At 60.7% G+C, this 20,463-nt stretch carries 16 protein-coding genes and 1 pseudogene; 9 read left to right on the forward strand and 8 right to left on the reverse strand.

Features of this window, described 5'->3' with window-relative positions:
* Positions 1–20: 20 nt before the first annotated feature.
* The 6 genes and pseudogenes from KGB25_RS28475 to KGB25_RS30730 all read right to left on the reverse strand — a co-directional run.
* Complete coding sequence (locus KGB25_RS28475) at positions 21–1,121, reverse strand: DNA alkylation repair protein (protein WP_223437694.1); 1,101 nt, start codon at positions 1,119–1,121, stop codon at positions 21–23.
* Between the two features lie 75 nt (positions 1,122–1,196).
* Positions 1,197–2,273, reverse strand: a complete 1,077-nt coding sequence (locus KGB25_RS28480; RefSeq protein ID WP_223437696.1) for a sensor domain-containing diguanylate cyclase — start codon at positions 2,271–2,273, stop codon at positions 1,197–1,199.
* 7 nt (positions 2,274–2,280) lie between these two features.
* Positions 2,281–3,135: a DUF4434 family protein gene (locus KGB25_RS28485; RefSeq protein ID WP_223437698.1), complete on the reverse strand. Its 855-nt coding sequence runs from the start codon at positions 3,133–3,135 to the stop codon at positions 2,281–2,283.
* Positions 3,135–6,299, reverse strand: coding sequence for an NfrA family protein (locus tag KGB25_RS28490; protein WP_223437699.1), 3,165 nt, complete (start codon positions 6,297–6,299; stop codon positions 3,135–3,137). The genes KGB25_RS28485 and KGB25_RS28490 overlap by 1 nt, the downstream gene beginning before the upstream one ends.
* Complete coding sequence (nrfB, locus tag KGB25_RS28495) at positions 6,296–8,470, reverse strand: cyclic di-3',5'-guanylate-activated glycosyltransferase NrfB (protein WP_008037135.1); 2,175 nt, start codon at positions 8,468–8,470, stop codon at positions 6,296–6,298. The genes KGB25_RS28490 and nrfB overlap by 4 nt, the downstream gene beginning before the upstream one ends.
* Before the next feature lie 131 nt (positions 8,471–8,601).
* Positions 8,602–8,721: pseudogene (locus tag KGB25_RS30730) on the reverse strand (UDP-N-acetylglucosamine 2-epimerase (non-hydrolyzing)); the annotation flags it as partial.
* 763 nt (positions 8,722–9,484) lie between these two features.
* Here KGB25_RS30730 and KGB25_RS28505 point away from each other — a divergent pair.
* The 8 genes from KGB25_RS28505 (at position 9,485) to KGB25_RS28540 (ending at position 16,166) form a co-directional block, all read left to right on the forward strand.
* Positions 9,485–10,333: a transporter substrate-binding domain-containing protein gene (locus tag KGB25_RS28505; protein ID WP_008033036.1), complete on the forward strand. Its 849-nt coding sequence runs from the start codon at positions 9,485–9,487 to the stop codon at positions 10,331–10,333.
* 52 nt (positions 10,334–10,385) lie between these two features.
* Complete coding sequence (locus KGB25_RS28510; protein ID WP_008033038.1) at positions 10,386–11,048, forward strand: amino acid ABC transporter permease; 663 nt, start codon at positions 10,386–10,388, stop codon at positions 11,046–11,048.
* A gap of 9 nt (positions 11,049–11,057) precedes the next feature.
* Positions 11,058–11,720, forward strand: a complete 663-nt coding sequence (locus tag KGB25_RS28515) for an amino acid ABC transporter permease (protein ID WP_008033040.1) — start codon at positions 11,058–11,060, stop codon at positions 11,718–11,720.
* A complete protein-coding gene (locus KGB25_RS28520) occupies positions 11,717–12,514 on the forward strand; it encodes an amino acid ABC transporter ATP-binding protein (protein ID WP_223437701.1) in 798 nt (265 codons plus the stop codon). The genes KGB25_RS28515 and KGB25_RS28520 overlap by 4 nt, the downstream gene beginning before the upstream one ends.
* A gap of 30 nt (positions 12,515–12,544) precedes the next feature.
* Positions 12,545–12,934 carry a RidA family protein gene (locus KGB25_RS28525; protein ID WP_008033044.1) on the forward strand — a complete coding sequence of 130 codons (390 nt, stop codon included), beginning with the start codon at positions 12,545–12,547 and terminating at the stop codon, positions 12,932–12,934.
* Positions 12,935–13,078: 144 nt separating this feature from the next.
* Complete coding sequence (locus tag KGB25_RS28530) at positions 13,079–13,843, forward strand: IclR family transcriptional regulator (RefSeq protein ID WP_008033782.1); 765 nt, start codon at positions 13,079–13,081, stop codon at positions 13,841–13,843.
* Between the two features lie 41 nt (positions 13,844–13,884).
* On the forward strand, positions 13,885–15,102 hold the full coding sequence (locus tag KGB25_RS28535) for an amino acid deaminase (RefSeq protein WP_223437703.1): 1,218 nt from the start codon (positions 13,885–13,887) through the stop codon (positions 15,100–15,102).
* A 131-nt stretch (positions 15,103–15,233) separates the two neighbouring features.
* Positions 15,234–16,166 (forward strand): sugar kinase, encoded by a 933-nt coding sequence (locus KGB25_RS28540; RefSeq protein ID WP_223437704.1) that lies wholly within the window; start codon positions 15,234–15,236, stop codon positions 16,164–16,166.
* A gap of 139 nt (positions 16,167–16,305) precedes the next feature.
* Here the strand turns inward: KGB25_RS28540 and KGB25_RS28545 are convergent, their stop codons facing one another.
* Positions 16,306–16,581: a peptidylprolyl isomerase gene (locus KGB25_RS28545; RefSeq protein WP_007898282.1), complete on the reverse strand. Its 276-nt coding sequence runs from the start codon at positions 16,579–16,581 to the stop codon at positions 16,306–16,308.
* Positions 16,582–16,646: 65 nt separating this feature from the next.
* Positions 16,647–19,184 carry a PAS domain-containing protein gene (locus tag KGB25_RS28550; RefSeq protein WP_192496310.1) on the reverse strand — a complete coding sequence of 846 codons (2,538 nt, stop codon included), beginning with the start codon at positions 19,182–19,184 and terminating at the stop codon, positions 16,647–16,649.
* A gap of 119 nt (positions 19,185–19,303) precedes the next feature.
* On the opposite strand from KGB25_RS28550, the gene KGB25_RS28555 reads away from it, so the two are divergent.
* Positions 19,304–20,413, forward strand: a complete 1,110-nt coding sequence (locus KGB25_RS28555; RefSeq protein WP_223437706.1) for a PilT/PilU family type 4a pilus ATPase — start codon at positions 19,304–19,306, stop codon at positions 20,411–20,413.
* Positions 20,414–20,463: the final 50 nt, after the last annotated feature.

Genomic DNA, 20,463 nt, shown 5'->3' on the forward strand with positions numbered 1-20,463 from the left:
CTCCTACAGGGGGTTGGGTTTCAAGGAAGGATTTCGAAGGCCGTGCTGGCGAGGCGTTCGCCGTTCACCAGGACGTGCACCGCGTGTCGGCCGGCGTAGTGCTTGCGCGTGGTGAGTTCCTTGATGTGCTGACCACGGCTGAGGAGGGCGGTCGCATGGCCGGGCAGCGTCAATGCCTTGAGCTTGAACACCTTCGCCGAGGTGCTGCCATTGGCTTTGACGTAATCGATGGCGTAGTCGATCACCAGGCGCTGACTGTCCTCGACCGTGGATTTAACGCTGAAGGACAAGGTGATTTTCTCCCCCAGGCCAATCACGGCCGGTTCAACGTTCACATCAATGATTTCGACCTCGGGCTTGCCGCCCGCGCCGATGATCGCCAGCGCCCGCTGGTTGCCCTGTTTGATCAGGCTGCGTAGTGCATGTCTGGCGATCCATGCGGTGTGCCTGTTCTCCAGCGACCAGCCTTCGATCAGGTCCAGCACCCACTCGGGATGGTCCTTGGTGATGTCGTTGAGGTGGTTGGCCACCGACTTGCGCACATAAAGGCTGGCGTCCGCCTTGAGGTTGTCGAGGATCGCGGCAGCGAGGCTCGGGTCGGCCTGGATCTGTTCCAGGCGAAACGACCATGGCAGGCGCGGGCGACAGCCTTCGCTGGCCAGGCGCCGGACATGTTCGTTTTCATCCAGCGACCAATCGTGCATCACGGCCAACGCGCGCTTGAGGTCACTGCGCAGGAAATAGCGGATCGCGAATTCAGCAGAGCCGAATGTGGTGAAGTATTTGAGCGCAGCCATGGACGGTTCGAAAGCATGGGCGCCGTAAGTCGCGACGTAATGCGGCAGCGAGATGCTGACGAAGCCGCTGTTCAGGCGCGGGGCGAGGGCGCGCAATACCTCCAGCGACTCATCAAAACCCAGCGGCAGTACGGCGTGCAGTGATTCGCTGACCCGGGCCATGCGCTGCATGATCGACAGCTCGGCCAGTCCGTCGTTGGCCAGTTTGAGGAAGGCTTTGGCGTTGAAGTCGGGGTAGACCGCGGTCATCTCTGTGGCGATGTGTTTGAGGCGCTCGGCGTTGAAGATTTCCTTCAGGGCGGGGGCGGGTTGGTCAACGGCCATTGTCGATTCCTTTGAAATCGTTATTTATCCAGGTACACCGCGTTATCCAGGCGAGCTTGCTCGCGAATACGCTCATCACTGATGAAACGTATACCGATCCTTCCCCGAATGTTTTGACTCATACAACGCCTCATCCGCTTTCACCAGCGCCTGATTCAGCGTGTCGCTCTCCGCGACCCGCGCCAGGCCAATGCTGATGGTCACCGGGTGCAGGGTGGTTCGTTCGCGGACCACCCTGCACAGATCGCCGGCCAGGGCGGCGACGTCTTCACGGCGCACACCGGCGAGGTAAATCGCAAACTCTTCACCACCCAGTCGCGCGTATTCGAAGTCGGCCATCACCGCTTTGATGTCCGCGGCAACGCGCTTGAGCACCTCGTCGCCAATGTCATGGCCGAACACGTCGTTGACCTTCTTGAAGTTGTCGATATCGATCATTGCCAGGTAATGGTCGGATTCCCGTGGCGCGGCTTGCAACTGTTTGTCGGCGCGTGCCATGAACGAGCGACGGTTGGGGATCTCGGTCAGCGTGTCGATGTAGGCCTGATCCAGCAGCAACCGGGACATGATGAAATTGTAGAGTTTGGCCTCGCGCAATTTCAGGAAGCTGTAGACGGTCATCGCACAAAGAAAACCGGCGTAGCAGACCGTCATCATTCCCCGCAGCTCAAGCACGTGAAAGTGGGTGTCGTAGAACGGATTGAGCAGCAGCCAGGTGATGATTTGCGCACCGTAGAAGGACCAACGGCTCAGCGGCAAAACCGACGCGCTGTACAGCGTGCTCGCAGCGGCCAGTACCAGCCAGGCGGGCTGAAAATCGGCGGGCAAGCCGTCGATTACCAGGCGAATGCCCAAGGTCATGGCGAAGACGAACATCAGGTTCAATACGTGGAAATGCCGAGCCTTGCGGGTGAACAGCAGCACAATCGCCAGGATCGTGAATACCCCGAGAAACAGCATCGACAGCCAGGTAAAACCCTGGTCACCGATGAAGCTGACAATCAGATCGAAGAGCACCCAGATAACGATGCTGGCGACATAAATCAGCAGGCAGAATTTATGCAGCCGCTCGAATTCATGCTGGATGAATTCAGCCTTGAGTGCCGCCGGCGCGGCTTTTTTCAGGACTTCATCTTCAATGGTTTTGTACATCGCCGACCTATTGCTTGCGCTGGTTGTCGAGAATCACCTTGCCCCACGGTCGATAACGCAGGGAAAACACCGCCGTCGGATGGCAACCTGCCGAGGAAGCGTCCGGGGCGGCCGGCTCTGCGCGGAACGGTTGGCCTTCGGCGCTGACCTGCCGGAACGCTTCGCGCACGATGCCGACCGGGCAGGGCAGCGCGCTGGCGTAGCCGTTGCGCACCAGTGGTGGTAAACGCCCGGTGCCCGCGCCGTCCTGCCACCACACCTGAACGCCCACGCTCGTCAGCCCATCGAGCCACTGGCCATTGACCTGTGGCGCAAGTTTGCCGGCCGTGAAGGCGCTGACGTGCAGCGGTGCGTCCAGTTTGCCGGCGAAATCCTTGAGTTGGCGCTGCAGGGTTTGCCGTCGCTCGACTGCCAGGAAGTGAAAGTCATCGAGCTCCATCGGCAGGTACCAACCGCTGACCGGCAACTTCCAGTCCTGGCGCAGCCGCTGTTGCTGGGCGAGCGATTGCCCGAGTTGCACCTGCCAATAAGCCGCGAGCCCGGCGCTGTCCAGCTCATCGATACGCTGGTAATAGGCCGGGTCCATGTGCAGGCCCAGTACCAGTTTCAGGCCTTGCTCGTGGGCCAGTTTCAAACTGTTGGCGAGCCAGCCATCGACGCCACCGAAGTTTGAATCACCGTACGCCGTCCATTGCACGATGACGGTCTGCACGCCGTGTTGGGCGGTGTCCTGCCAGATCCGTTGCCATTGCGCCTGGCTCAGACTGGCGTCGACGTTCAGGGGTTGGTAAAAAATCCGCTCATCGGCGCGGGCCATTGTGCTGCTCATTAACAGGCAAAGAACCAGGAGAAAACGCGTCATCAGAAATTCAACTCCACACCCAGCAACACACCGTTGCCGCCTTCATACAGGTTGCCGCTCAGGGATTGCTGATACTCGGTGCGAACCGTCAGGTGCGCGCGGTAAGCATTGTAGATGTCGTCGTCGAACCACCATTGCCAGCGCAAGCCGATACCGGTGCGCAGGTCCTGGCGCCAGTCATTGTTCGGGTCCTGGCTGGCGAACTCGAGAAAGCCGTACGGCATGACGGTTTGCGCACCGTTGAACGGCAGTTTCCAGGTGTGACCTTGCTGGAAGCGCGACAGCCATTGGTGATCACCGGCCTTGGTCCACCACGCGGCGTCGAGGTAGAGGAAACGTTCCTCCCAATCGTTTTCATCAATGCGCCAGTCGTTGCGGAACCGTCCCTGATCAAGAAACGAAGCCGTGGCGCGCAACAGGTAATCGGTGCTGGTGTGACCGTCCTGGCGGTGATCGTTGAACTGGTCGGCGAGTTTTTCAGGAATCAGCAATTGACCCAGGCTCAGGCGCTGATTGTCGTTGTCATCGAACGAACTCTGTTTGTAGAGCTCGCCGTAGAAGTTGATGTTCGCCGTGCCCCAGGGCTTGTAGCGCAGACCCACGCCGGTGCCGAGGGATTCGCCGTAACTCGATCGACCCTGACCGCCAAGCAGTACGCGGCCATAAACCGACAACGTGCTGCCGGCGCGACTCGGCTCTTCGCCGAGCGCATGGTCCCAGATCGCCACTTGTACGTTCTGTGAGGTGGCGCGTCGTGAGCTGTCGCGCAAGGTGCCGTTGGGGCGGAAGCTGTCGTTGGTCGAGACGCCGGCCGGTGACCAGGTGCTGGCCAGCGTGCGGCTGTCGCGACGGGACAGGGTTTCGTGAGCACGGCGCTGGCGATAACGCCTGGCTTCCATGCTGCCGTCCTCATCGTCGGCGGCTACCGGGTGCTGTTCCAGGTCAATGACCCGGCGCAATTCCTTGCGCGCCGCCGCGCTGTCCTTCACTTCGTCATAACGCAGCGCCAGGGTTTCGCCGAGGCGATAGTCTTCCGGAAAATCACGGGTGGCGCTTTGCAGATAAGGGATGGCGTGGGCGCGCTGTTCCCGGGTGTCGGCCCCCGCCAGACGCATGCCGTAATCGGCGCGATAGCGCGGGTTGTGCGGTTCGCGACGCACGGCTTCGGCGAGCCACGCGGTGCTTTGTTCCAGTTCGCCGGCCTTTTGCGCGGTGACCGACGCTGCATAGAAATGCCCGGCATCCGGCGCCTGCTGCAAGGCTGAGCGCTGACGTTGCAATGCTTCGTGATGATCGCCGCGCGCGTCGGCGATCGCTGCGCCCAGTGCCCATTCATTGGCCCCCCGGGCGCGACTGTGTTGCCAGTAACGTTCTGCGAGCTGCGTGTCGCCTGCGGTGAGGGCGCTGCGGCTGGCCGTCAGCTTGGCGTTATCGCTCAACTCAGCCTCCGGCAGGCTGCGCCAGATGGCCAGGGCACCCGCCGAATCACCGGACGCTTCCAGCGCATACGCCAGTGGCAGACGACTGCCACGGTCGCCGAGTTTTTCCGCGGTCTGGTAGTAGACGACGGCTTCACCCGGCCGATTCGGCATGGCGCAACGGCCCAGGGCTCGATAGTCGCCTGCGACCTGCGGGTGGTCGCCAATGGCTTGTTGCACCGCGTCGCACTGACCTTTCTCGGCCAGTTGCGCCAGCAGTTGGCCGCGTGTGGCGGGATCGACGCGATTGAGCAGCGACACCATGCGTTTCTGCTGCGCCGGGGTCGGCGTCGACGAGGCATAGAGCCCCGCCAGCCGCTGCAGCAGGGCAACGGGCAACTTGTCGCCATGACGGTCATAGGCGTTTTCGAGCCACTGTTGCGCGTGTTCGCGCTGGCCGGCGTTCAGCGCCAGATACGTTGCCTGATTGAGCGAACCGAGGTTGCCGGACTGCTGGTAGTGTCGCTCCCAGAGCGTCGCGGCTTCTGTATTGCGACCCAGGGCTTGCACCAGTTCGGCCCGGCGTTTGACCACGTCAGCCGTCTGTGGCTGGCCGGCGAGCCAGGCCATGACCTTGTCGCTCTCGCCCTGGTCCTGCCAGATGTCCAGCAGCCGTGCCTGGCGGCGACTGTCCCAGGGTTCGGGCAGGCGCGTGCCTTGCAGCAGCTCGGTGTCTTGCAGGCGCTGGGCCAGAATCAACCATTTTTGCGGGTCATCGTTCGGCTGGCAGCCACGCAGCTGCGTGCGTGCGGCTTGCGGATCGCGACCGGACAACCATTCGGCCGTCTCCAGGCACGGGCGCTGCAATTCGCCACTCAAGCGTTGCACGGTCGGTACATCGCCGCTTTGTCGAGCCAGTTCCCACAGGCGCTGGCGTTGCGCCGGATCCGCCAGTTCGCTGGCGGGCAATGATTGAATCCAGCGTTGAGCCAGTTGCACTTGGCCCATGGCGATCGCCCGATCGATCATCGCGAGGCGTGCCTTGCGCGCGGCTTCGGGTGACGGGGCTTGCTGCAGCAATTGCTGCAAAGGCTGTTCGTCGAGCCGCTGCACATAGGCATTGGCCAGTCGCTGCCAGCCTTCGGCGTCCAGTTGATCGCTGGCGGCCAGTGGCGCCAGTTGCTCGATGGTGCCGTTCCAGTCGCGCAATTGCTCGGACCAATTGGAGCGGGCCAGTTGCAGGATGTTGTCGTCACCCTTGGGCGTCAGTTGTGCCAGCCAGTCGTGAGCCCTGCCGGCGCCACCAAACTTCGCGAGGCTCAAGCTATAGGCCTGCCACAGGCGTACCCGCTGGCTGAGGTTGCTGTTGGCAATCCATTGTTCTACTTGCTCGCTGCCCGGAGGATCCTGTTCGATCCAGGTCAGGCGCAGGTTGAGCAGGGCGTCGTTGTTGTCCGGGTTGTCCGGCAGCGCCTGCACGGCATCCTTGTACCGTCGTTGCTTGGCCAGGGCTTCCACCAGCAGGGCGCGGGCTTCATCGTTTTTCGGCACCTTGACCAGCAGGTGGCGCATCAGCCGTTCGACCTCGGCCCAGTTGCCCTTTTTCGCTTCGCGGTAGCTGCGATCCATGTAGGGGAAACTGCGAAATTGTTCGAACTCGGTCAGCGGTTCAGCCTGCACCCATGAGCTGGTGGCCAGGCTCAGCAACAGACTGCCGATGAGGAGGGCATGACGATCAGGCTTCATGCGACCTCCCGGACAATGCGGAAGGCCGCTTGCTGTTCACTGGCCTGGTCGGCCAGGGCCTGTTCGAGCACTTCCTGCGTGATCATGCCGCGCGAGATGAGGTGTTCACCCAAGGACATGTGCTCGGCATCGAAGTCGATCAAAGCCTGATTGAACAGGCTCGGCGGGACCATGCCGCGCACTTGCAGCAGATTGCCCAGCAGCACCTGGTGATGGCTGACGCGTTCGAGCAAGGCTTCATCGTCCTGATGGCGCTCAAGCACTTCGAGCATGTGGTGCACTTCCTTATTCTGGCGGGGGCTGGCGTACCAGTAGCGGATACCCAGCGTGACCCGGCCCTGAGGCGCGAGACGGCAGCGCACCGGGCGTTTCAATTGACGGCTGATGGCACCGAGGGAGACCTGGCTCACCGGCCCTTCGGAGGCCAGCACCAGGGTGTTGCCTTCCTCGGCCACCGGCAGCACGCCGTAGTGGGAGGCGATCTTGCGCGGCACGGCGTCGATCAGGCGTTTGTCGAGTTTGAACGGGTTCAGTGGCGCCCATTCGAGATCCAGCTGCTCGGCGAGGGTTTCTACCAGTTGCGTGCTGTCGATGTGTTCACGCAGCAGCAGTTCGTGGCCCAGACGCCGGCGTATCGGGTTGGTGATCGCCGCTTCCAGTTGCTCTTCGGTGAGCAGGCCTTTTTCCACCAGGCGATGACCCAGCGGCGTGCGCTGGGCTTTGGTCAGGGCCGGGAATTCGTGGGTGGTCTTGTCCCACGCCACACGGCGCGAATCCCCCATTTCCATGACCTGGCGCAGCGCCCGCACGTTGGCGAAGAAGTTGATGAAGTTGCTCCATATCATGCGCGGTGCCGACAACAGGCCTTCGACGAGCCCGTAGTAACGGGTGACGAACCAGCCACGCTGGAACAGCCGATTGATCAGCATCAAACCGTTGAGCCACAAGAGCGTAGCGAGCACCGGGCTGTTGGACAGGATCGACGGATAGCGCCAGGCGGTCGGTGCAATCACTGTCATCAGCCACATTGCCAGCAGCACGAGGCACAACAGGTTCACCAGGAAACTCAGCAGGTACGCGATCATGCCGCGACGGTCGCGCCAGAGGAAATAGTTGAGCACGCCCGTGGGGCTCCAGCCGAGGTTCTTGGTGCCTTGAAAGACGATGCCGACGATCCAGCGCGATTTCTGGCGGATGGCATGCTGAAAGTCCCGGGGGAAATGCTCGCGAACGCAGATGACCTGGGAAAACACACGGTCCATGCCGAACGCCCAGGGCTGTTCGAGCGCCAGTTTCGGGTCGGTCACCGAGTAGCGGGCAAAGATGCACTTCATACCCTTTTGCTTGAGGCGGAAACCGATGTCGTAGTCTTCGGTCAGGCTCTGCACGTCGAAGGCGATGCCGTCACCGTCTTCGAGCAGGGCGCTGATGGCTTTACGGCTGAAGCAGGTGCCGACCCCGGCGCTGGGCACCTGGCCGGTCATGGCTTCGCGGACGATTACATCCTTGCCATGGTTCTCGGCGAACTCGTCGACGTAATGCCCGGCGGTGAAGCCTCGCCACTCCGGCGCATAGGGGTAGACCGGAATCTGGATCAAGTCCTTGGCCGGCAGCAGGTAGTTGAAGAGGCGCAATTCCATCGGCGAAATCACGTCTTCGGCATCGTGCAGAATGAACCCGGAAAACTGGATTTTCGCCTCGCTTTCAAAGCGCAGGATCGCGTCGATGATGTTGTTCAGGCAGTCGGCCTTACTGGTGGGGCCGGGGCGGGCGCAGACCACTTTGTGCACGTTGGGGTAGTGCTGGCAGACCGCATCGACGTCGGCCTGCGTCTCGGCATCGTTGGGGTACGTACCGACGAAAATCTGATAGTTCTCGTAATCGATGGTCGACGCCGCCAGGCGCGCCATTTCACCGACCACACCGACTTCGTTCCACGCCGGAACCATGATTGCCAGGGGTTTTTCGGCGATGGCGTACAGGCGCTCTTCATCCGCGCGCTTGAATTTTTCGTAGATCCGCCAGCGCCGGACCAACTTGCGGCCCCAGTACACGAGGTCGATGAACAGGTCATCGAGCCCGAGGAGGAACATCAAAAACGCCAGGGTGATCGCGAGGTATTTGAGACCGAACAGGACGTAGGCAAAAAAATCGACAAAACCGAAAGTCATCGTGCTTTGACCGCCGCCGAGCGCACGCTCAGACGCTCGAACAATCGAGTGCCGATGCGTTCGCTGGCGTGGCCGTCGCCGGAGGGGCTGTGAACGTGGCTCATGCGTTCGAAGTGGACCTCGTCATCCTGTTGGCCGGTGGCGCAGAAGCTCAGTCTGCCCCCGGACAATTGACGCAACACTCTGGCGAGTGGCGCCATCTTGATGGCCTCCGGACGCGTACCGAAAACCATCATGATGTTGAAAGACATTGACCCCTCCTGGGAATGTGGCAAGGCTCTGGCTCAAGGCCAGCAATGCTTTGCCGCTTACTGAGATGTAAATAAAAGCAGCCGGATTGGAGCTTGTCCAATTCGGTTTGAGGCTTGATTGATGTCAATAAATTGCAGCAAATGCTCAGCCGATTATGGCTATTAGATGGCACTTTCCTTAAACGTTCAATTCAGTGCAAAAAAGGTCGCAGCCAGCCGGTTTGGGGCCCGTACTTATTCGATCAGCCTGGCTGATTCGGATTGAAGGCAATTTTCGGGTATCGAGTATACGTGATGCGTTCTCCACACCGTTATTGAGCATGGTCTTGTCGCAAAGCGCCAACGAGGATGCCCGTGCGCAGGCATCGCCTCCTGTCAGAATGGACAGCGGACAGGGGCATCGGCCGCGGCTTTATTGCACTCGGTTGCGAACGGCTCGATGGCTTTTCCTATAAAAAAGGAGGATCAAGCGGTTTGTTCCGGGTTGAAATGTAAGTGTGCCGGCAAGGTGAGCGCACCTGACAGGGTCAGCCTTCGCCCAATTGAGATGCTTTTACCCGCCCGTTGTGGCGAACGGTAGCGCCCAGTCGTTTGCACGAGCGCTACCGTTTTTTCCTGTTGCAGCGCATCCCGTTGATTTCACTCGATTTGTAATTTTCAGAGAAATGGCCCCACAACCTGTGGCACACTTTCTGCTGTCTATTCCGTTGTTACATACTCAGTTCCGGTATAGCGGAATACACATCATCCTGGAGTGCTTGCCATGCATCGCCGACCTTCCTTGTTTAAAGCGTGTGTTTTTCTTTTTGCAGCTTCGGCTGCTGCCATGGGCGTTGCCCAGGCGGCGGACAGCAAGCTCGATAGCGTGCTGGCCCGTGGGAAACTGATCGTGGGCACGGGCAGTACCAATGCGCCGTGGCATTTCCAGGGAGCGGACGGCAAGTTGCAGGGGTTCGATATCGATATCGCGCGAATGGTCGCCAAAGGGTTGTTCAACGATCCGAGCAAGGTCGAGTTCGTGGTGCAGTCGTCCGATGCGCGGATTCCCAACCTGCTGACCGACAAGGTCGACATGAGTTGCCAGTTCATTACCGTGACCGCCAGCCGTGCGCAGCAAGTGGCGTTCACGCTGCCGTACTACCGCGAAGGTGTCGGCCTGCTGTTGCCGGCCAACAGCAAGTACAAGGAAATCGAAGATCTCAAGGCAGCCAATGACAGCGTGACCGTGGCGGTGCTGCAGAACGTTTACGCCGAAGAACTGGTGCACCAGGCGCTGCCCAAGGCCAAGGTCGATCAGTACGACAGCGTGGATTTGATGTACCAGGCCGTGAACTCAGGCCGTGCCGACGCCGCTGCCACCGACCAGTCTTCGGTCAAGTACCTGATGGTGCAGAACCCCGGCCGCTATCGCAGCCCGACCTACGCCTGGAGCCCGCAAACGTACGCGTGCGCAGTTAAACGCGGCGATCAGGACTGGCTGAACTTCGTCAACACCACGTTGCATGAAGCCATGACCGGCGTTGAATTCCCGACCTACGCGGCGTCCTTCAAGCAGTGGTTCGGTGTGGATCTGCCTACCCCGGCCATCGGTTTTCCCGTCGAATTCAAATGACCCCGTGAGAGTGGGGCGCCCATGACGCGCCCCGTTCAAGGTACTGCTGACCATGAACTATCAGTTGAACTTTGCCGCCGTGTGGCGCGATTTCGACACCTTGCTGGCGGGGCTCGGACTGGGCCTGGAGCTGGCGCTGGTGTCGATCGCCATCGGTTGCGTGATCGGCCTGATGATGGCGTTTGCTTTGCTCTCAAAGCACCGCGCATTGCGGGTGATGGCGTCGGTGTATGTGACGGTGATCCGTAATACGCCGATTCTGGTGTTGATTCTGTTGATCTACTTCGCGTTGCCGAGCCTGGGGATTCGTCTGGACAAGATCCCGTCGTTCATCATCACCCTGTCGCTGTATGCCGGGGCGTACCTGACCGAAGTGTTCCGTGGCGGGTTGTTGAGCATTCCCAAGGGCCAGCGCGAAGCCGGGTTGGCCATCGGCCTGGGCGAGTGGCAGGTCAAGGCCTACGTCACTGTGCCGGTGATGTTGCGCAACGTCCTGCCGGCCTTGTCGAACAACTTCATTTCGCTGTTCAAGGACACCTCGCTGGCGGCGGCGATTGCCGTGCCCGAGCTGACCTATTACGCGCGCAAGATCAATGTCGAGAGCTACCGGGTGATTGAAACCTGGCTGGTGACCACAGCGCTCTATGTTGCGGCCTGTTACCTCATTGCCATGATGCTGCGTTACCTCGAGCAGCGTCTGGCGATCCGCCGATAGGAGGCCCTCATGTACGAATCACCCAGTTGGTTGCATGAGTTATGGGTTGCCCGCGAAGTATTGTGGCAAGGCTTCCTGACCAGTGTGCAGGTCTCGGCGCTGGCGATTTTGCTGGGCACGATGGTCGGCATTGTCGCCGGTCTGGTGCTGACCTACGGCAAGTTCTGGATGCGTGCGCCGTTCCGTTTTTACGTGGACATTATTCGCGGCACACCGGTGTTTGTGTTGGTACTCGCTTGCTTCTACATGGCGCCCGCATTGGGCTGGCAGATCAGTGCATTCCAGGCCGGAGCCTTGGGGTTGACGCTGTTTTGCGGTTCCCACGTCGCCGAGATTGTGCGCGGCGCGCTGCAAGCGTTGCCGAGCGGGCAGATGGAAGCGAGCAAGGCGATTGGCCTGACGTTTTATCAAGCCCTCGGTTACGTGCTGTTGCCTCAGGCGCTGCGGCAGATCTTGCCGACCTGGGTCAACTCGTCCACCGAGATCGTCAAGGCTTCGACGCTGCTGTCGGTGATCGGCGTGGCCGAGTTGCTGCTCAGCACCCAGCAGATCATCGCCCGGACCTTCATGACGCTGGAGTTTTACCTGTTCGCCGGATTTCTGTTTTTCGTCATCAACTACGCCATCGAATTACTCGGCCGGCACATTGAAAAGCGGGTGGCCTTGCCATGACTCAACCTCAAGTTTCGAACGTTCAAAATGAGCAGCCCCTGCTGGACATTCGCGGGCTGCACAAAAAATATGGCCAGCTCGAAGTGCTCAAGGGCGTCGACCTGACCATGCAGCGCGGCAACGTGGTCACGCTGATCGGCTCCAGCGGTTCGGGCAAGACCACGCTGCTGCGTTGCGTGAACATGCTCGAAGAATTCCAGGGCGGACAGATCATGCTCGATGGCGAATCCATCGGCTATGACGAGGTCAACGGCAAACGCATACGCCACCCGGAAAAAGTCATCGCCCGCCATCGCGCGATGACCGGGATGGCTTTCCAGCAGTTCAACCTGTTCCCGCACCTGACCGCGCTGCAGAACGTCACCTTGGGTTTGCTCAAGGTCAAAAAACTGCACAAGGACGAGGCTGTCGCGCTCGCCGAAAAATGGCTCGAACGGGTCGGTTTGCTGGAGCGCCGTGATCACTATCCGGGGCAGTTGTCGGGTGGTCAGCAACAGCGTGTGGCGATTGCCCGGGCGATTGCAATGAACCCGAGCCTGATGCTGTTCGACGAAGTCACCTCGGCCCTCGACCCGGAACTGGTGGGCGAAGTGCTGAGCGTGATCAAGGGCCTGGCCGAGGATGGCATGACCATGCTGTTGGTGACCCACGAAATGCGCTTCGCTTTCGAGGTCTCGGACAAGATCGTATTCATGAATCAGGGGCGTATCGAAGAGCAGGGGCCTCCCAAGGAGCTGTTCGAACGCCCGCAATCACCGCGTCTGGCTGAGTTCCTCAAAAACACGCGGTTTTAACTTCTAGCTTTTCAATCAGGAGAAACACTCATGAGCATTACTCGTTACGGCACCGGCAGCAGCGCCGCTGGCGGTACGCCTCGTCCTTTCGCCCGCGCCGTTGAAGCCGACGGCTGGCTGCACGTTTCTGGCCAGGTGCCGGCGTTGGATGGCGAGATCATTGTTGGCGGCATCGTCGAGCAGACTCACCAGACCATGAAGAACCTGATCGCGATTCTCGAAGAGGCCGGTTATGGCCTCGAAGACGTGGTGCGCGCCGGGGTGTGGTTGGAAGATCCGCGGGATTTCACCAGTTTCAACAAGGTCTTCTCCGAGTACTTCAAACCCGAACACGCACCGGCTCGGGCCTGCGTGCAGGCGAACATGATGGTTGATTGCAAGGTCGAGATCGACTGCATCGCGTACAAGAAAAAGGCCTGAGATTTGCGGTGAATTCTTCGCGGGCAAGCCTCGCTCCTACAGGTCGAGGTGATCTGTAGGAGCGAGGCTTGCCGGCGAAGGCGGCCTAACGGTCGACACGGCACTCTAGGTAAACTCCCGGCACTTTGATTGGGAAACACTGACATGACCGAAGACACCATCAAGCGCCGGGCTCGCGGTCTGGACCGGGCGTTCGATATCCTCGATTTCCTCAAGGAAATCGGCCAGCCCCTGCGTCCGAATGAAATTGCCAGTGGCATCGGCAGCCCGAAATCCACGGTCTACGAACTGGTGGCGTCCTTGCTCGAACGGCGGATTCTGGAGCCCGTGGGCAAGGACGGTCACGTTTACCTCGGCCGTCAGCTGTACTTCCTCGGGCAGGCGCATTTGCGTCATTTCGACCTGACCCGCGAGGCCGATCACGCCTTGCAGGAGATCGTCAGCCAGACCCATGAAACCGCGCAGATGTGCCTGCTCAACGGGCGCAAATACACGGTGGCATTGATGAAAGAGGGCGAGCGGCATTTCCGCATTTCCTCGGACATCGGCGAGAACGCGCCGATCCCCTGGACCGCGTCCGGGCGCCTGTTGCTGGCGCACCTGAGCGACCAGGAAATCATCGACCTGATCGATCACGACGACTTCATCCTGCCTAACGGTGAACGCCTGCCGCTGGAGCAGTTTCTCGGTGAAATCCGTCAGGCCGGTATCGACGGTTTTTTCTCCTTCGACAGTGTCGCCGACACCTTTACCCATTGCTTCGCCGCCCCGGTCAAAGACCCGAACGGCGTGGCCATTGCGACCCTGTGCATCGTCGCCCCACGAGCCGATGCCAAGACGCATTACAACGACTATCGCCGGGTGTTGATCGACAACGCCAACCGCCTGGCCCGTCGCATTAACGAATAACAGCGGCTGTTCGCGGCCGCGAAAATGTGAGGAGTTCGACCATGTCTTCTGCCCAAAATACTGCTGCCGTGGAAAAGGGCTTTGCCCAGACCGGTGCCCATCTGGTGCGCGACGTCAGCCTGCCGGCGCTGGTGCTGCATCGCGAGGCGCTGGAACATAACATTCGCTGGATGCAGGCGTTCGTCAGCAACAGCGGCGCCGAACTCGCGCCTCACGGCAAAACCAGCATGACCCCGGCCTTGTTTCGCCGCCAACTGGACGCCGGCGCCTGGGGCATCACCCTGGCCAGCGCTACGCAAACCCGCGCGGCGTACGCGCACGGTGTGCGTCGGGTGCTGATGGCCAACCAACTGGTGGGGACGCCGAACATGGCGCTGATCGCCGATCTGCTGGCGGACCCGACGTTCGATTTCCATTGCATGGTCGATCACCCGGACAACGTCGCTGACCTCGGCGCGTATTTCGCCTCGCGCGGTGTGCGCCTGAACGTGATGATCGAGTACGGCGTGGTGGGTGGCCGTTGCGGTTGCCGGACCGAAGAGGAAGTGATCGCGCTGGCCAAGGCCATCAACGCACAACCCGCGTTGGCACTGACCGGTATCGAAGGTTATGAAGGCGTGATTCATGGTGATCATGCGGTCACCGGCATTCGCGCATTCGCCGCGTCGCTGGTGCGTCTGGCGGTGCAGTTGCAGGACAGCGGCGCGTTCGCCATTGCCAAGCCGATCATCACCGCGTCGGGTTCGGCCTGGTACGACCTGATCGCCGAGTCCTTCGAAGCGCAGAACGCTGGCGGACGTTTCCTCAGCGTGTTGCGCCCTGGCAGCTACGTGGCCCACGACCATGGCATCTATAAAGAAGCGCAATGCTGCGTGCTCGACCGTCGTAGCGATCTGCACGAAGGCCTGCGCCCGGCGCTGGAAGTCTGGGCGCATGTGCAGTCGTTGCCGGAGCCGGGTTTTGCGGTGATTGCCCTGGGCAAGCGCGACGTGGCCTACGACGCCGGGCTGCCGGTGCCGTTGCTGCGTTACAAGGCCGGTGTGGTACCGGCAACGGGCGACGACGTCAGTGCCTGCAAGGTAACGGCGGTGATGGATCAGCACGCGTTCATGACCGTGGCGCCGGGGATTGAGTTGCGGGTGGGCGATATCATTTCGTTCGGCACTTCGCACCCGTGCCTGACGTTCGACAAGTGGCGCACGGGGTGTCTGGTGGATGAGCAGTTGAATGTCATCGAAACCATGGAAACCTGTTTCTAAGGTTCCAGACCGAGGCGCGGCCATCGCCAGCAAGCCGGCTCCTACAGGGGGAACGCATTCCATTGTAGGAGCCGGCTTGCTGGCGATGGCGCCCGCCGAGACACCACCGAACCACCAGAGACACCACAACAATGAACACCATCAACACACTCGGCCCCAACATCCCGCGCATCGCCTTGATCGGCGAATGCATGATCGAGTTGCAACACCGCGCCGACGGCAGTCTGCAACAGAGCTTCGGCGGCGATACCTTGAACACGGCGGTCTATCTGTCCCGGGAACTGGGCGAAGGTGGCAGCGTTGATTACGTCACCGCCCTGGGCGATGACAGTTTCAGCGATGCCATGTGCCAAAGCTGGGCCGCCGAAAACATCGGCCTGGACATGGTCCAGCGCCTGCCCGGTCGCTTGCCCGGTTTGTACTGCATCCAGACCGACGCCGCCGGCGAACGTCGCTTTTTGTACTGGCGTAACGAAGCCGCCGTCCGCGATTGCTTTACCACGCCAGCCGCCGCGCCGATCCTCGCGGCGCTGCCGGATTACGACGTGCTGTATTTCAGCGGCATCACCCTGGCGGTGCTCGGTGTGCAAGGTCGGGAGAAGTTGCTGGAAAGCCTGATCGAAGCACGGCAGCGGGATGCGCGGATTGTGTTCGACAACAACTACCGGCCACGTTTGTGGGCATCGATCGAGGACGCTCGGGCGGCGTACCGCAGCGTGTTGCCGTATGTGGATCTGGCGTTGCTGACTGTCGACGACGAACAGGCGTTGTTTCATTTTTCCGATTGCGAGGCGGTGTTCGCCGCTTACGAGCAGGTGGGTACGCCGGAAGTGGTGCTCAAGCGTGGTGCCGAAGCGTGCCTGATTCGCTGTGAGGGCGAGTCGTTCGAGGTGCCGGCGCAGAAGGTCGAACGCGTGGTGGACACGACGGCGGCGGGGGATTCGTTCAGTGCGGCGTACCTGGCCAGTCGGCTCAAGGGGGGGAGCCCGGTGGAGGCGGCCGAGGCGGGGCATCGGTTGGCGAGTCGGGTGATTCAGGTGCCGGGGGCGTTGATTCCGCGGTAGGTGGTGAATGGCCGGCTGCTGCGCAGTCGGATCGCGAGCAGGCTCGCTCCCACAATGGATCTGTGTACGCCGCAAATCCAATGTGGGAGCGAGCCGGCTCCGGGCGGCGTTCCGACGATGGGGCCCTCAAACCAACCCATCAATCCCGATAAAACACCTGCACCAGGTGATAGCCAAACTTGCTCTTGATCGGGCCATGCACCACCCGCAACGGCTTCTTGAAAATCACCGCATCAATCACACCGACCATCTGCCCAGGCCGTACTTCACCGAGATCACCGCCGCGCTTGCCGGACGGGCAGGTGGAATACTTCTTGGCCAGCACATCGAAGGCTTCGCCCTTGGCGATGCGTTGTTTGAGCTGCTCGGCTTCTTCCGAGGTTTTCACCAGAATGTGGCGGGCTTGAGCTTTCATGGGGCGAGTACCTTGCAACGGTAGTGGCTATGTGGGTGGATCGGGGCGCGCGATTATGCCTCAACTCACTCGGGTTGGCCGATCATCGTGCGAATCTTGTTGGCCAGCAGGTCAACCGAAAACGGTTTGGCCACCATGTCCATGCCTTCCTCAAGGAAGCTCTGACGCTCGGCGGCCATTTCCGCGTAACCGGTCATGAACAGCACTTTGAGCTCCGGACGGTGCTGACGGGCGATTTCTGCCAATTGCCGACCGTTCATGCCCGGCAGCCCGACATCGGTCACCAGCAGATCGACCCGCAGACCGGATTCGAGCAGGGGCAGGGCGGTCTTCGCATCTTCGGCCTCGTGGGCGTGATAACCCAGCTCCTTGAGCAGATCGAATACCAGCATGCGCACCGCCGGATCATCTTCCACCAACACCACGGTTTCCCCGGCTATCGCCGAGGGGGCCTCGCCGATGACCGGCGTCAGCACATCTTGCGGCTCCATCTCGTGCAAGCGCGGCAAGAACAGGCGCACGCTGGTGCCCTGGCCCGGCAGGCTGAACAGGCTCACGTGGCCGCCCGACTGCTGGGCAAAACCGTAGATCATCGACAAACCCAGCCCCGTGCCCTGGCCGATAGGTTTGGTGGTGAAGAATGGATCGAACGCCTTGGCCAACACTTTCGGGGTCATGCCGGTGCCGTTGTCACTGACGGCGATCATCAGGTAATCCCCGGCCTTGACGGGCTCCAGAATGTTGATGTCACTGCTGTCCAGATAGACATTGGCGGTTTCGATACGCAACTCGCCGCCATCGGGCATGGCATCCCGCGCATTGATCACCAGGTTGAGCAGGGCGTTTTCCAGTTGGCTGACGTCGGTGCTGACCGGCCAGGCTTCATCGGCCAGTTGCAGTTTCAGCTCTATGTGGTCGCCCTTGGTGCGGCTGAGCAAATCTTCCAGAGAATGAATCAGTTCGTTGGCGTTCAGCGGCTTGCGATCGAGCGACTGGCGTCGGGAGAAGGCGAGCAGGCGGTGGGTCAGGGCGGCTGCGCGGTTGGCTGAGGACACCGCCGCTTCGGTGAAACGGCCGATCTCGGCGGTACGTCCATCGGCGATGTAGCGCTGCATCAGGTCGAGGCTGCCGATGATCCCGGTGAGCATGTTGTTGAAGTCATGGGCAATACCGCCGGTGAGCTGGCCGACCGCTTCCATTTTCTGCGCATGGCGCAGGGCATCTTCGGCGCGCTCGCGTTCGAACATTTCGTTTTGCAGGCGCTGGTTCGCTTCGGCCAATTGCTGGGTACGGGCGGCGACACGTTCCTCAAGGGTTTCGTTGAGGTTGCGCAAGGCTTCTTCGGTCTGTTTGCGCTCGGTTTCGTCGATCACAAAAATGTAGAAACCGTTCACCGCGCCATCCGGCCCGTGGCGGGGCAGGTAATTCATCAAGGCTTGTCGAGTGCTGCCATCACGATGCGGCGTGCTGATGCTGAAACAGCAGGTCCTGCCCGCCAGTGCTTCGGCGATGTATTCGGCGCGCAAGGCGTAGGCTTCTTCACCCAGCACCTCACGAATGGTCCGACCGTAAAGCTCCTGGGGCGTCAGGCCGTACCAGTCGAGGTACGCCGCGTTGTTCAGGCGAAAGCGTTCCTCGCTGTCGACGTAACTGATCAGGATCGGCATGGCGTTGATGATCAGTTGCAGCTCGGTCTGACTCTGACGCAAGGCCTGTTCGGTGTGTTTTCGTTCGGTCAGGTCCAGCGCGGCGCCGAGGAAACGGATCGGCCGGCCATGGTGGTCCTTGTAACAACGGCCCCTTGCAAACACCCAGCGCAACTGGCCGTCGGGTTGCAGCAGGCGATATTCCTCGGCGTATTCGCTGCCCTGGGTGATGCACTGCTTGATGCCGCGAGTGACCATCGAGCGGTCTTCCGGATGCACGGCTTCGAGATAGTCGCTGATGGGCAACTGGCTGGCGAGTAGCGGGTCGATACCGTGCAATTGGGCGAAGTGCGCGTCGGCAATGAAGCGGTCTTCGCCGATGTCCCAGTCCCAGGTGCCGACGGCGTCAGTGGCGGCCAGCGCCAGTTGCAGGCGTTCCTCGGTCTCGCGCTGAGCCTTCAGGCTGGCGGCCGAGCGCTGCTCCAGTTCGAGGGCGATGCGTCGGCGTTCGTTGGTTTCGATGGCTGTGACCAGAATCCCGGCGACGTCGGCGTGTTCATCGCGGATCGGGCTGTAGGTCAAATCCAGCCAGAAGTCGGAATCATTCCCGTCGCGTTGCAGGGTGAAGCGCTGTTCGCTGTAAGTCCGCACCTGGCCTTGTAGGACGGCGCTGTAAATCGGGTCGGTAAAGTCTTTGAGTTCTGGCCAGATCTGGTGCGTCGGTTGTCCGAAAGCGTGCGGATGCTTGCTGCCGGCCAGCAGCGCGAAGCCGTCGTTATAGATCTGCGTAAGCTGCGGCCCCCACAGCAACAGCATCGGCATCGGTGAGTGAATCACGATGTCCACCGCTGTGCGCAGGCTCTGCGGCCAGTCACTGGCGGCGCCGAGCGGGGTGCACGTCCAGTCCAGTCTGGCAATCAAGGCCTGGGCATCGCTGCCGGTGGGTACTGCGTTCATCAAGGTGTCCTGCACGTCGGTCGGGGTGACGGCGTCTACTATCCTAGGGCGGTAGACGCTGAATGACCGATTTTTCGGGTCATTTCTGTTCATTGAATGCTTCGCGGGTGTTTTTTGCCATGGAAATCGATGCGCTGTTAAAGACCCTGTCCAGCCAGGAGGGTTCCGATTTGTACCTGTCCACCGGTGCGCCACCCTGCGCCCGGTTTGACGGTGTACTCAAACCCTTGGCCGACCAGCCGTTCAAACCGGGGGAAATCGCCGCGATTGCCGCGTCCATCATGGACGCCGAACAGCGACTGGAGTTCGATCGGGAACTGGAGATGAACCTGGCGATCTCGTTGGCGGGTGTCGGGCGCTTTCGGGTCAATATTTTCAAGCAACGCAACGATGTGTCGATCGTGGTGCGCAACATCAAGCTCGACATTCCGCGTTTCGAAGACCTCAAGTTGCCACCCGTGCTGCTGGAAACGGTGATGCTCAAGCAAGGGCTGATGTTGTTCGTCGGCGCCACCGACTCGGGCAAGTCGACCTCGCTGGCGGCGTTGATCGATTACCGCAACCGCCATAGCAGCGGGCATATCGTCACCATCGAAGACCCTATCGAGTACATCCACCGGCACAAAAAATCGATCATCAACCAGCGCGAGGTCGGCGTCGATACCCGCAGTTTTCATACCGCGCTGAAAAATACTCTGCGCCAGGCACCCGATGTGGTGCTGATCGGTGAGATCCGCGACCACGAGACCATGGAGCATGCGCTGGCGTTTGCCGACACCGGGCATTTGGTGATTTCCACCTTGCATGCTCACAACGCCCATCAGGCACTGGACCGCATTATCAATTTCTTCCCGCAAGAACGGCGGATGCAACTGCTGCATGACCTGGGCAACAACCTTAAAGCATTCATTTCCCAACGGCTGGTGCGCACTCGTGACGGTCAACGCAGGGCGGCGGTAGAAGTGATGCTGGGCACGCCGACCGTAGGCGACCTGATACGGCGCAATGAATTCGACGAGCTCAAAGGGATCATGGAGAAGTCGACCGAACAGGGTATGCAGACGTTCGATTGCGCGCTGTACGCATTGGTGATCGAAGGCGCTATCGGCGAAGAAGAGGCCTTGAAGCATGCGGACTCGCTGAACAATTTGCGCCTGCGGCTCAAGCTGCATGCCGACGCATCACCGGGACCCAACGCACAACCCGGCGAATGGGGTCTGATGGACTGACCCACATCCCCTCTGTAGGAGCCGGCTTGCTGGCGATGGCGGCCTGGAGC

It is taken from the genome of Pseudomonas sp. BF-RE-21 (assembly GCF_019947305.1).
GTDB classification, from domain to species: Bacteria; Pseudomonadota; Gammaproteobacteria; order Pseudomonadales; family Pseudomonadaceae; genus Aquipseudomonas; species Aquipseudomonas migulae.

Coding starts and splice junctions, on each gene's coding strand:
- KGB25_RS28475 (WP_223437694.1), bottom strand. CDS start 1,121: ATGGCCGTTGACCAACCCGCCCCCGCCCTGAAGGAAATCTTCAACGCC.
- KGB25_RS28480 (WP_223437696.1), bottom strand. CDS start 2,273: ATGTACAAAACCATTGAAGATGAAGTCCTGAAAAAAGCCGCGCCGGCG.
- KGB25_RS28485 (WP_223437698.1), bottom strand. CDS start 3,135: ATGACGCGTTTTCTCCTGGTTCTTTGCCTGTTAATGAGCAGCACAATG.
- KGB25_RS28490 (WP_223437699.1), bottom strand. CDS start 6,299: ATGAAGCCTGATCGTCATGCCCTCCTCATCGGCAGTCTGTTGCTGAGC.
- nrfB (WP_008037135.1), bottom strand. CDS start 8,470: ATGACTTTCGGTTTTGTCGATTTTTTTGCCTACGTCCTGTTCGGTCTC.
- KGB25_RS28505 (WP_008033036.1), top strand. CDS start 9,485: ATGCATCGCCGACCTTCCTTGTTTAAAGCGTGTGTTTTTCTTTTTGCA.
- KGB25_RS28510 (WP_008033038.1), top strand. CDS start 10,386: ATGAACTATCAGTTGAACTTTGCCGCCGTGTGGCGCGATTTCGACACC.
- KGB25_RS28515 (WP_008033040.1), top strand. CDS start 11,058: ATGTACGAATCACCCAGTTGGTTGCATGAGTTATGGGTTGCCCGCGAA.
- KGB25_RS28520 (WP_223437701.1), top strand. CDS start 11,717: ATGACTCAACCTCAAGTTTCGAACGTTCAAAATGAGCAGCCCCTGCTG.
- KGB25_RS28525 (WP_008033044.1), top strand. CDS start 12,545: ATGAGCATTACTCGTTACGGCACCGGCAGCAGCGCCGCTGGCGGTACG.
- KGB25_RS28530 (WP_008033782.1), top strand. CDS start 13,079: ATGACCGAAGACACCATCAAGCGCCGGGCTCGCGGTCTGGACCGGGCG.
- KGB25_RS28535 (WP_223437703.1), top strand. CDS start 13,885: ATGTCTTCTGCCCAAAATACTGCTGCCGTGGAAAAGGGCTTTGCCCAG.
- KGB25_RS28540 (WP_223437704.1), top strand. CDS start 15,234: ATGAACACCATCAACACACTCGGCCCCAACATCCCGCGCATCGCCTTG.
- KGB25_RS28545 (WP_007898282.1), bottom strand. CDS start 16,581: ATGAAAGCTCAAGCCCGCCACATTCTGGTGAAAACCTCGGAAGAAGCC.
- KGB25_RS28550 (WP_192496310.1), bottom strand. CDS start 19,184: ATGAACGCAGTACCCACCGGCAGCGATGCCCAGGCCTTGATTGCCAGA.
- KGB25_RS28555 (WP_223437706.1), top strand. CDS start 19,304: ATGGAAATCGATGCGCTGTTAAAGACCCTGTCCAGCCAGGAGGGTTCC.